The organism is Streptomyces sp. NPDC088730 (assembly GCF_044751215.1).
Classification (GTDB): domain Bacteria; phylum Actinomycetota; class Actinomycetes; order Streptomycetales; family Streptomycetaceae; genus Streptomyces.
Genome location: NZ_JBIVLK010000001.1, coordinates 365,500 through 377,119 on the forward strand (window position 1 = coordinate 365,500; position 11,620 = coordinate 377,119).

The 11,620-nt window shown below is 72.2% G+C and carries 8 protein-coding genes; 1 reads left to right on the forward strand and 7 read right to left on the reverse strand.

All coding sequences use genetic code 11. The annotated features are described in order from the left end of the window. Positions 1 to 56: 56 nt before the first annotated feature. The 7 genes from ACIP89_RS01600 to ACIP89_RS01630 form a co-directional block, all read right to left on the reverse strand. Positions 57 to 1,211 (reverse strand): hypothetical protein, encoded by a 1,155-nt coding sequence (locus ACIP89_RS01600; RefSeq protein WP_402112363.1) that lies wholly within the window; start codon positions 1,209 to 1,211, stop codon positions 57 to 59. Positions 1,212 to 1,419: 208 nt separating this feature from the next. Further along, positions 1,420 to 1,734, reverse strand: a complete 315-nt coding sequence (locus ACIP89_RS01605) for an L-rhamnose mutarotase (protein ID WP_402112365.1) — start codon at positions 1,732 to 1,734, stop codon at positions 1,420 to 1,422. Between the two features lie 33 nt (positions 1,735 to 1,767). After that, positions 1,768 to 2,853 carry a rhamnose ABC transporter substrate-binding protein gene (gene rhaS / locus ACIP89_RS01610; protein WP_402112367.1) on the reverse strand — a complete coding sequence of 362 codons (1,086 nt, stop codon included), beginning with the start codon at positions 2,851 to 2,853 and terminating at the stop codon, positions 1,768 to 1,770. 40 nt (positions 2,854 to 2,893) lie between these two features. Further along, positions 2,894 to 3,946, reverse strand: a complete 1,053-nt coding sequence (locus ACIP89_RS01615; protein WP_402112370.1) for an ABC transporter permease — start codon at positions 3,944 to 3,946, stop codon at positions 2,894 to 2,896. Further along, positions 3,930 to 4,985: an ABC transporter permease gene (locus ACIP89_RS01620; RefSeq protein ID WP_402112373.1), complete on the reverse strand. Its 1,056-nt coding sequence runs from the start codon at positions 4,983 to 4,985 to the stop codon at positions 3,930 to 3,932. The genes ACIP89_RS01615 and ACIP89_RS01620 overlap by 17 nt, the downstream gene beginning before the upstream one ends. Then, the gene (locus tag ACIP89_RS01625; RefSeq protein WP_402112375.1) at positions 4,982 to 6,523 is read right to left on the reverse strand and encodes a sugar ABC transporter ATP-binding protein; all 1,542 of its coding nucleotides are present in this window, start codon (positions 6,521 to 6,523) and stop codon (positions 4,982 to 4,984) included. Before ACIP89_RS01625 ends, ACIP89_RS01620 begins: the two co-directional genes overlap by 4 nt. Before the next feature lie 435 nt (positions 6,524 to 6,958). Continuing rightward, positions 6,959 to 10,780: a DNA-binding protein gene (locus tag ACIP89_RS01630; RefSeq protein WP_402112377.1), complete on the reverse strand. Its 3,822-nt coding sequence runs from the start codon at positions 10,778 to 10,780 to the stop codon at positions 6,959 to 6,961. 279 nt (positions 10,781 to 11,059) lie between these two features. Here ACIP89_RS01630 and ACIP89_RS01635 point away from each other — a divergent pair, with 279 nt between their 5' ends. After that, complete coding sequence (locus tag ACIP89_RS01635) at positions 11,060 to 11,515, forward strand: hypothetical protein (RefSeq protein WP_401921573.1); 456 nt, start codon at positions 11,060 to 11,062, stop codon at positions 11,513 to 11,515. Positions 11,516 to 11,620: the final 105 nt, after the last annotated feature.

Genomic DNA, 11,620 nt, shown 5'->3' on the forward strand with positions numbered 1-11,620 from the left:
CGCGCGACGACGGCAGTTGGACGACAGACCCCAGGGCGTGACCGCCCTGGTCGCCGTCACACCCGGCGCCGGGACTTCCGGAACACGCCCTGGGGGCTCCGCGGAAGGGCCCGGCTCCGGGGGGCCCAGCCGGGACCCGGGCGGTCGGCGAGCCGCTGGGTGTAGCCGTACACCCCGCGGACGCCGGTGAAGGCACCGGCCAGGGCCAGGCACCAGGACAACGCGTCCGGCCCCACGCCGCGTTCGGCCAGGACGAGTGCGAGGAGGGTCACCGCGGCCATGGCCAGCGCGTACCCGTGCACGTCGGGGCGGTAGAGGGAGGCGCGCGGCGCACGGCGCACGCTTCGGGGTGCCGTGGGGCAGGAGTGCTCCGGCGCGTACGCCGACTCGGCGACGTGACGGTCGGTGGACCCCCAGACCACGTAGCCGTCATCGGTGACCAGCGCGGCGCCCATCTGCTCCGTCGGATCGCCCCAGGAGCCACCGGCCGCCGCCCAGCACAGCCAGCCCTCCCGACCCTCCAGGACAGCGGCCGACTCCAGGTCCAGCCACCCGAAGCGCGCGCTCTCCTCCTGCGCGGTGCGCAACGCGATCTGCCGGTCCTCCGCCACCACCATCAGCCGGCGCGACGCACTCCAGCGTCCGTCGCCCTCACCGACCCACACGGCCGGCCCCACCCGTACCCGGCGGGCCGCGACTTCCCCGGCGGCGGCGTCGCGGCGCAGCTCGGCCGGGCCGGAGTGGGCGGAGCCGCTGTTGAGGGCACCCAGCCAGCCGCGGAGCATCAGCAGGCAGAGCAGTGCGGCCACGCCGGTGAGCAGCGGCATGAGGGGGTCCAGCGGACCGGCGTGGGCACCGATCGTGCGCACCACGACGAGCGGGAACACCGCCAGGAACAGTGCGGGCAGCATGGTCGCCCGTGTCGTCCGGAGCCGGGGCAACCGCGCGGGGACGCTGCCGGAGCCCGGCCCGGCCGGCAGCGGCGGGGCCGTCAGGGGCGGAGCGAGCAGGGCGCCGATCCACCACAGGACTGTCAGCAGCGCGGTCAGAACGGCGTAGATGACGGTGGTGTCGCCCAGGGCCCGGTTCCCCGGCGCCGGGAAGAGCAGACTCAGCGCGGTGACCGCGCACGTCACCAGTGCCGCGGTACCGGTCGTCCTGCACCACCAGGTCGCCCGTCTCAGCCGTACCGGTCCGTCTCTGTGTGCCACTGTCCGTTCCCCCTTCGGGCCCCTCGGCCCGGTGACGCGCACCGTCCCGCTGCGGCGCTTCCCTGATCAATTCGCCCGGATCCTACGCCGGTTTCCGTCATGGGCGGACAGAGTTCTGAAGGGTGAATGTACGGACATCGGTGACCCGGTTTGTCCGGACAGACGGCGGGCCCGGATCCCCTGGGGAATCCGGGCCCGCGGCCTTGCCTCACGTCAGGTGGAAGACCTCGACGAGCGGCACCACCGCGTCGTCGGCCGGCTCCGGCTGCTCGAAGGAGTCCGCCATGTCCCGCTGCCACCGCTCGTTCACCTCGGTGGCGGCCATGGCCTCGCGCGCCGCGTCGAAGTCCTCCGTCTCCAGATAGCCCACGAGCAGCCCGTCCTCGCGCAGGAAGAGCGAGTAGTTGTGCCGGCCCGCCCCGGACAGCGCGGCGAGCATCTCGGGCCAGACCGCGGCGTGGCGCTCGCGGTACGCCGCGATCCGGTCATTGCGTACGTTCAGCAGGAAGCGGACACGCTGCACAGGAGGGCCTCCCGGTGCCGGTTGAGCCGCCGCTCAGAAGTCGAACTTGTCGATGTTCTTCTTGTCGAAGACGGTCGGCTTGCCGAGGATGACCTCGCCGTCCTTGCCGACCGTGTACTCACCGAGCTTGCCCGCCTTGAACTTCTCGCCCTCGGCGCCGGTGATCTGACCGGACGCCAGCGCCGCGGCGGCGTACGAACCGAGGTACCCGAGCTCCTCCGGGTTCCACAGCGAGAACTGCTCGACGGTGTCGTCCTTGACGTACTTGCGCATCTGGTTCGGCGTGCCCAGGCCGTTCAGTACGACCTTGCCCTTGTACGAGGAGTCGCTCAGATAGCGGGCGGCGGCCGCGATGCCGACCGTGGTGGGCGAGATGATGCCCTTCAGGTCGGGGTAGGCCTGCATCAGGCCCTGGGTCTGCTGGAACGACTTCTGGTCGGCGTCGTCCCCGTACGCCACCTTGACCAGCTTCATGTCCCTGTACTCGGGCAGCGTCAGCTCGTCCTTCATGAACTCGATCCAGGTGTTCTGGTTGGTCGCGTTCTGGGTGGCCGAGAGGATCGCGATCTTGCCCTTGTAGCCGATCTGCTCACCGAGGTGCTGCACCAGGCTGCGGCCGATCTCCTCGGAGCTGGCCTGGTTGATGAAGAGCTGGCGGCACTCCTTCGCGGTGTCGGAGTCGTACGCCACGACCTTGATGTCCTTCTTCATGGCCTGCTTCAGCGGGCCGCACACCGCGTTCGGGTCGTTGGCGGCGACCAGGATCGCGTCCTGGCGCTGCTGGATCAGCGTGTTGATGTAGCTGACCTGCGAGGAGGCGCTGGCGTCGGACGGGCCGACCTCCTTGCCCGTGCCGCCGTACTCCTTGGCCGCCTCGATCCCCGCGTCGTCGACGATCTTCTCGTACGGGTTGTTGATCTGCTTGGGCAGGAAGGCGAGCTTCAGCCCCTTCTTCAGCGCCGCGCCGGGATCGGCCTTCGCCGTGGCCCCGGTCTTCGTCGACTCCTGGTCGGAACTGTCCTTCGTGGTGCCGGAACAGGCGCTGAGGGCGAGGGCGAGCGAGAGCGCGCCGGTGGCGGTGGCGACGGCGCGACGACCGGCGGCGGTGCGGAGCATCATGGCGGCGGTGTGCCTTTCGAGGAGGGTGGGACGGGAAGGGTTACGGGCGGGCGCCGGCGGCGCGCCGGTGGCGTCGTTCGACCACGGCCGCGATGACGCGTGGGGTGAGGACGGACGCCACGAGCAACAGACCGGTCACGATGACCTGCACCTCGTTGGCGATGTCGTTGAGGGTCAGCAGGTTCTTCAGGACACCGATGAGCAGCACCCCGGCGACCGCGCCGAACAGCGTGCCCTTTCCGCCGTCGAAGTCGATGCCGCCGAGCAGCACCGAGGCGATCACGAGCATCTCGAAGCCGAGCCCGTTGTCGGCGCGGGCACTTCCGTAGCGGAGTGTGAAGACGATCCCCGCGAAGGCGGAGAACAGCCCGGTGACGACGAACAGCAGCAGCTTGATCCGCTTGACCCGGATGCCCGCGAAGTACGCGGCCTCCTCCTGCGCCCCGATCGCGAACAGCGAACGCCCCAGGCCGGTCGCGTGCAGCACGATCGCGGTGGCCACGGCGAGCACGATGAACAGCAGGACGGGATACGTGAGGAAGGTGCCCGGCACCGTGGTCGTGTCGACGGCCCAGTCGGCGTACGTCTGCGGGAAGTCCGTCACCGCGTCGCTGCCGAGCGCCACGGAGGCCAGGCCCCGGTAGAGCGCGAGTGTGCCGATCGTGACGGCCAGCGAGGGCAGCCCGACCTTGGTGACCAGCCAGCCGTTGAGCAGCCCTCCGGCGACGCCCACCAGCAGCACCACCGGCACGATCGTCTCGAACGCCCACCCCGCGTTCCACAGCGCACCGGTCAGCGCGCTGCCCAGGCCGAGCATCGAGGCGACCGACAGGTCGACCTGACCGGCGACCACCAGAAGGGTCATGGGCAGCGCGATGAGGGCGACCTCGACGATGTCGTTGAAGGCGAACGCGAGGTTCTCGCCGGAGCCGAAGCCGTCGGTGGTGGAGAGCCCCGCGACGACGACCGCGACCAGCAGTGCCCCGACCGCGGTGTCCCAGCGCAGCGCCAGGCCACGCAGCGAACCCTTCGTCCCGGCGGGCGCCTTCGGGGCGGCGGGCACCGCCTTCTCGGTCTCAGGCGCCATTGCCATGCCGGGCGCTCCTCTTCCTCAGTGCGGCGGTCATCCGCAGGTTCACGATTCGGTCGATGCTGATGGCCAGGAGCAGCAGCGCGCCGGTGATGGCGCCCTGCCAGAACGAGTCGACCTTCAGGACCACCAGCACGCTGCCGATGGTGGTGAGCAGCAGGGCGCCCAGGGCGGCGCCCCAGACCGTGCCCGTGCCGCCGGTGATGGCGACTCCGCCGACGACGACGGCGCTCACGACGGTCAGCTCCCAGCCGTGCGCGTTGTCCGCGACGACCGTGCCGAACCTGGCGAGCCACAGGGTTCCGGCGAAACCGGCGACGGCCCCGGAGAAGGCGTACGCGGCCAGGACGCGGCGCCGGATCGGCACCCCGGCGAGCACCGCGGCCTCCGGGCTCGACCCGATCGCGTACAGCTCGCGCCCCGAGCGGTAGCTGCGCAGGAAGTACGCGGTCGCGGCGAGCAGCACCACGGTGATCAGCGGGAGGTACGGCACGCCCAGCAGGGATCCGCTGCCGAGGCCCAGGATCTGGTCGGGGACCTCGGCGGCGCCGATCTGGTCGCCCTGCGCCCACCAGTAGTCGACGCCCTGGATGATGTAGAGCATGCCGAGCGTCACGACGAGCGCGGGCACCCTGCCGAAGCTGACGAGCGCGCCGGAGACCAGCCCGCAGACCACCCCGATGACGATGCCCAGCAGCATCACGGTGAGTACGCCGTGATCGGTACCGGCGGCGAACTTGCCGCAGGCGAAGGCGGAGAGCCCGGCGACGGAGCCGACCGACAGGTCGATGTTGCGGGTGATCACGACGGCCGACTGGCCGACCGCGAGCAGCACCAGGATCGAGGAGTTGAGCAGCAGGTCCTTGACGCCCTGGTCGGACAGGAAGCGCGGGTTGGCCAGGTAGGTGCCGAGGATCAGCAGGACCAGCGCCCCGGCGATGGAGATCTCGCGGGCCCGGAAGACGGTGTCCACGAGCGAGGCCGCGCTCCGGGCCGGCGCCTCCGGGCCGCTGTCCGGCGGGCTTGCGACGGTGGTGGTCATGCCGCTGTCCTTTCACCGAGTCCGGTCGCCGCCGCCATGACGGTCTCCTCGGTGGCGTCCGCACGCGGGAGTTCGGCGGCGAGCCGGCCCTCGTGCATGACGAGCACCCGGTCGGCCATGCCGATCACCTCGGGCAGATCGGAGGAGATCATCAGCACCGCGAGCCCCTCGGCGGCCAGTGCGGACAGCAGCCGGTGGACCTCGGCCTTGGTGCCGACGTCGATGCCGCGGGTCGGCTCGTCGACGATGAGTACGCAGGGTTCGGTCGCCAGCCACTTGGCCAGCACGACCTTCTGCTGGTTGCCGCCGGAGAGGACTCCGGCGGAGTCGGCCAGCCGGTTGTACTTGAGCTGGAGGCGCAGCGCCCAGTCGGCGGCCCGGTCGTGCTCCAGGGCCCGGCTGACCAGCCCGCGGCGGCGGACCCGGCCGAGCCCGGTGAGGCCGATGTTGCGCTCGATGGACATCTCCATGACGAGCCCGCGCTGCCGGCGGTCCTCGGGGACGAGGGCGAGCCCGGCGGCCATCGCGGCGGTGGGCGAACCGGCGCGCAGCACCGTGCCGTTCACCCGTACCTCGCCCGCGTCGGCGCGGTCGACGCCGAAGACGGCCTGCGCCACCTCGGTGCGCCCGGCACCGACGAGCCCGGCCAGTGCGACGATCTCGCCCCGCCGCACCTCGAACGACACGTCGTGGAAGACGCCCTCCCGGGTCAGCCGCCGCACGGAGAGGGCGACTTCCCCGACCGCGGCGTCCTGCTTCGGGTAGAGGTCGTCGAGATCGCGGCCGACCATGAGCCGGACGAGGCCGTCCTGGGTGAGGCCGTCCAGCGGCTCCGTCGATATCCACCGGCCGTCCCGGAGGGTGGTGACGCGCTGGCACAGCTCGAACATCTCGTCCAGCCGGTGCGAGATGAACAGCACGGCCGCACCCTCGGCACGCAGCGCCCGTACGACCGAGAACAGCCGGGCGGTCTCGCTGCCGGTGAGCGCGGCGGTCGGCTCGTCCATGATCAGGACGCGGGCCTCGAAGGAGAGCGCCTTGGCGATCTCGACGATCTGCTGGTCCGCGATGGACAGTCCGCGGGCCGGCCGGTCGGGGTCCAGATCGACACCGAGCCTGCGCATCAGACCCTCGGTCGTGTCGCGCACCGCTCTGCGGTCGATCCGGCCGAGGGAGCGCCGGGGCTGGCGGCCCATGAAGATGTTCTCCGCGATCGAGAGATCGGGGAAGAGCGTCGGCTCCTGGTAGATGACGGCGATACCGGAGTCACGGGCGGCGGCGGGGCCGTTGAAGGTGACGGGCTTCCCGTCGAGCAGTACGACACCGTTGTCAGGGCGGTGCACCCCGGCGAGCGTCTTGATGAGGGTCGACTTCCCCGCGCCGTTCTCCCCGGCGAGTGCGTGCGCCTCACCGGGGAAGAGTCCGAGCGACACGTCTTGCAGGGCCCGTACGGCACCGAAGGATTTGCTCACCCCCTTCAGCGCCAGCACCGGGGCCGGCTCGGGGGCCGAGTCCGGGCCCTTGGCGGACTTGTTCATGAGGGGCTCCTGAGCGGTGGACCGAGCCGGCGGGAGGCCGTAGGGGCCCACACGTCGTGAAAGGTTTCAATCGGGCTCCTCGGAAGCTAGACGGGGTGCGCGGGCGTAGTCAATGGGTGGGTCGGGGGAAATTGCGAAGGCCGGCGGGATCGGTGAGGGAGGCGGGCCGGCGGCGGGGTGCGATCGCGGGGGTCCCCGGCGGTGAGCCGGCGGGGAGCGGTCTTGCGTGCAATGAATCGATTCATGCATATCGTGCGCGGACGCGAGGATCGGGCAGGAGCATCCGCGGCACGCCTGAGGGGCACTATCCTCCCGAGTCGGAGACCACGCCGATCGGCGCGAACGCGCTGAACCGCGGAGATCAGGGGCTCGCGCGGACCTCCGCACACGGCCCGGCGGGCGGTCCCACCACGCACGGGGCGCGTGCGGGAGCGCTCAGCAGGTGCTGCGGTACGGGATGCCGGGCAGGTACGCCCGCCAGTCCGCGGGGGAGAGCCCGGAGCCGGTACGGGCGCAGACCTGGTGAGCCACCTGGGCGGGAGCGATGCCGTACGTCCGGAGCCGGGCGTGGGTGCCGGCGACGTACAACGTGGTGCCGTCCCGGTTGAAGGCGAGCCCCAGGGGGCGGTCGCCGGCGGTGGGGAGGGCGGATCCGAGAGGGCGGCTGGAGGCCACGTCCCAGAGTTGGACAGTGCCCCCGCTGCCCGCGACCGCCAGGGTGCCGCCGTCCGGGGAGAAGGCGAGCGCGGCGATGGACTCGTCGGGTCCCGTGCCGGCCGCCCCGACGCGGTTGCGGACCTCGCCGTCCCACACGGTGACGCGTCCCTGGGCGTCGCCGGCCGCGAAGTGCGCCCCGTCCGGGCTGAAGGCCGCCACACCGGGCATGCCGTCGCCGAGGGCGCGGTAAGCGGTGCGCCCCGTACGCAGGTCGGCCACCTGCTCCTGCGCCGTGACGAGGAGGCGCTGGTCGTCGCGGACGACCACGCCGCCCGAGGGAACGTCGTCCAGCGTCCGCAGGCGCTTGTTCCGCTGTACGTCCCAGACCTCCAGGAACTGCCGTGTGGTGGTCCGGGACAGGTACAGGGTGCGACCGTCGGGGCTCAGGGCCAGTCCGTCGACGCCGGTCATCCCGTCCCGGTCGGGGCGGACGGTGACGGTTGCGCGCCTGCGGTGTTCGGGTACGTCCCAGACCGTGATGCGCAGGCCGCCGGGAGCGTCCGAGAAGGTGCCGCCTCCGGCGTGGGCGAAGGTGCGGCCGTCGGCGCTCAACGCCATCAGGTCGAGGCAGTCGAGGTCCTGCGAGGCGTGCTGGATCTCCCCGCCGTCGACCGTGGCCGTCTCCTCCTCCGCGCGCGGTCCCGAGGACGAGCCCGTCTCCTCCCCGGCGCCGTCCTCCTCCCCGGCGCCGTCCTCCTCCCCGGCGCCGTCCTCCTCCCCGGCGCCGTCCTCCTCCGCGGGGCACGGCTCGTCCGGTGTGGTCATGACCGCCTTGCCGGTCCGGGTGTCCCACAGGCTGACACCGCTGCCGCCCTTGCCGGCCGCCGGGGCACGCAGGGTGGCCAACGTCCGGCCGTCCCGGGACAGCAGGGCGTCGGTCACGGCCTGCCGGTGCCAGCCGGACGTGGTCGCCCCGCCCAGTGCCAGAGACCGGACCGCCGTGCGCGAGCTGTCGAGGTACCGGAGCCCGGCCGCGGCGAAATCGACCTCGTAGTGGTCGACGGCCCCGCTGCCCAGGGTGTGACGGAACACCGGAGCACCGGGTGACGTCAGGCGCCACAGGAGGAGCCGGCCTTCCTCGTCGAGCGTGGCCAGGAAAGCCCCGTCCGGGCTGAAGCGCACGTCGGCCGCCGCCGTGTCCAGCCGGGCGAGTTCACGCCCCGAGGCGATGTCGCGGATCCGGACTCCGGCGGGGGAGCCGAGCGCGACGGCGGTGCCGTCCGGCGAGAAGGCGATACGGGGCAGGGAGCAGAAGTCCCGCCCGTACGCGGCCGTCCAGGACAGTTTCAGCAGGGCGCGGCGGCCGATGTCCCGGATCTGGAGGTGGTGCCGGGCGCCGCACGTCGCCAGCCGGTGCCCGTCCGCGCTGATGGCCGCTTCCGAGGTTTCCGCCACTTCGCCCTCCGCCATGCGCATCCGCAGCCGGTGACTCCTCACGTCCCATACCTGCGCGCCGTCGACGGACTGGATCACGAGGCTGCGTCCGTCCCCGCTGAAGACGGCGGATACCGGAAGCTCCGCCCGCAGCTGTTTCGTCAGCCGTCCGGAGCGGATGTCCCACAACGCCACGGACTCCTCCCCGCACAGCGCCAACGTCCGGCCGTCCGGGCTGATCACGTCGTTGTCGGGGCCGGAAAGCCGTCGGCCGGGCCCCGGGTAGGTGTGGGTGAGGCGGTGGGTTCGCAGATCCCAGACGCGGACGTGGCCGCGGGAGACCGACACCAGGGTCCGCCCGTCGCCGGTGAGGCGGCGGACGGTGGAGCGGGCGTCGCTCTCCGGGACCCGGAATGCGTCACCCTCATGGCTGTTCAGGGCGGACAGCAGGGCCGAGCGGGTCTCCACGGTGTGGCCGAGCTGCCAGGACGCGACGCTCAGCCGGGCCGCGGTGACCGGGTCGGTGGCGCGCATGCTGTCAGCCACGGCGGCGATCCGGCGGGCTTCGGACTCCCGGTGGCGGTGGTCGCTGACGCGTGACTGCTGCCAGGCGGTGAGGCCCGCGACGAGCGCGAGGACGAGAAGGGTGGCGAGGGCTGTCAGCAGGCTGCGGCGCCGGTGGAGTTCCCTGGTGCGGGCGGCCCGGCTGCCGGTCAGGAACGCCTGTTCCACCGGGGTCAGGGGCTGATCCGCGAGGTGCTCCTCCGCCATCGCCAGGCGCGTGCCCCGGTAGAGGGCTCCCGGCTCACGGGCCAGGCCCTCCCACGTACGGGCCGCCTCGGTCAGGCGGCGGTGGGTGCGCAGGCGCTCGCGGGTCTCCTCGACCCAGGCGTGCAGGCGGGGCCAGGACGTGATGAGGGCTTCGTGGGCCAGGTCGACCGTGTGGTCGTCGAGGGTGAGGAGGCGGGCTCGGGCCAGGCGGTCGAGGACCGGCGCCACCGTGTCGGCGGGGGCGAAGTCCAGTTCCGTACGTCCCACCGGGCGGCGGGTGTCCGCAGAGCCTTCTCCAGGGGTGATCAGCCGCAGCAGTACGAGCCGGGCCAGTTCCGCTTCGCCGGCGGAGAACCGGCTGTAGACCTCTTCCGCGGTCTTCGCGATCGCGCCCTGCATGCCGCCCGCTGCCGCGTACGCCTCCATGGTCAGCGCACGGCCGCGGCGGCGGCGCCACGTCTCACGCAGGCAGTGGGAGAGCAGGGGCAGACCGCCCGGTTCGCGGGCGGCCTCCTCGACCAGCAGGGCGGTCAGCTCACGCTCGACGATCAGCCCCGCGCTCTGGGCGGGTCTCACGACAGCCTCGCGCAGCTCGGCCGGGCTCATCGGCCCCACCAGCAGGCTCGCGTCACGCAGAGCGTCCGCGAGGCCCCGGTGCTCGGCACAGCGGCCGTAGAAGTCGGCCCGTACGGCGATCACGACGCGCAGCCGGTCGCTCTCCCGGGCGGCGAGGAGGGCTTCGAGGAACTCCGCGCGCTCGGCGGGCTCCCGGCACAGCGTGAAGACCTCCTCGAACTGGTCCACGACGAGGACGGTGTCGCCCGCGGCGTCCTCGGGCCGCAGCGCCCGCTCGTGGGCGCGCAGCGGATGCTCCCCCGGGGTCAGGACGCGGATCTTCGCCAGGGTGCCGGACTCGGCGCGCAGGGCGGGGATCAGCCCCGCCCGCAGCAGGGAGGACTTGCCGCTTCCGGAGGGGCCGAAGACCGCGGCGAAGCGGTGCGAGAGCACCAGCTCGCGGACGTCCTCCACGAGGGCGGCGCGGCCGAAGAACCGTGCGTGGTCCCCCTGTTCGAACCGGGCCAGGCCCTGGTAAGGCGACGGGACGTCCTTGTCCTCGTGCACCGCTTCACCCAGCTCCTGAGCCACCTCCCGCCAACGCCGCTTCCACGCACCGAGGTCGCCGCCGCATGCCTCCACGTAGGCGAGGGTGACGGCCGCCGACGGCAACTGCTCGCCGGCGGCGGCCTGCGAGAGCGAGGTGACCGAGTAGTGGGCGCGGCGCGCCATCTCCCGGTAGGTGAGACCGCCCGCCTCCTGCCGCAGTTTCCGTAACTCGTACGCGAACCGCTGCACCGGCCCCGCGGCCGGATCCACCGGTGTCTCACGACGCCCCATCGCGCTGTTCTCCCCCTGAGTCCCCGTCGCACCCCGTCTCCCGCCACCGTAGAAAGGCGCGGGGGAGCCGGGCAAGGGCCGATCCGGACCTCCCCGACCGGGCGGAGTTTTTTTGTTCGGTGCGGCGGAGGGGGCCTGCTGAACAACGGTGCGGGCGGCTGGACTGGTCGTCGTCGGCCCGATCCGCAGGGCCGGCGCGGCACCGCATCGCAGTGCCGCCGTACCGACGTCGTGGGCCGTTCCCGCGGCGTCCACCCACTAGGGGAAGGAATCCCGGACATGAACCTCCGGAAGAGCCTCACGCTTTCGCTCGCCGCCCTGGCGCTCGGATCCGGCCTGGCCACGGCGAACCCCGTGGCAGCCGCTCCTGAGAGGACCGTGGCAGCCGTTCCTGAGAGGACCGTGTCGGCGCAGGCCGGTTGGCACCCGATCCACAGCAACTTCTGGGTCCCCGGGCAGCGCAGCGGCCAGTGGAAGTCCAAGGCGTACAAGTCGCCGAGCCGTAAGACCCGTGTCGTCCTGCGGTGCTACAACACGAAGGCCTCGATGAGGGTCCGGCTCTACGAGGCGACGGGCGGGAAGAAGCTCCGGAAGGTCGCGGACAGCGGCTGGAAGCGCTGCAACCCCAACGGCAGCGTCATCGCCGGCGGGGTGGCCAACAGCACCCACGACTGGCTCAAGATCCGCCTTGACGGAAAGCAGGGCTCCTTCGTCCGCACGGAGAAGTGGTCCTGACTCCGGCCAGCCGCACGGCCCCGTGAGGTCGGGGGACGTGACCGGCGGGTGGCGGGCCCTGGCCGCCCGCCACCGGGATCGCGCCCGCGCGGTGCCGCCGGACCG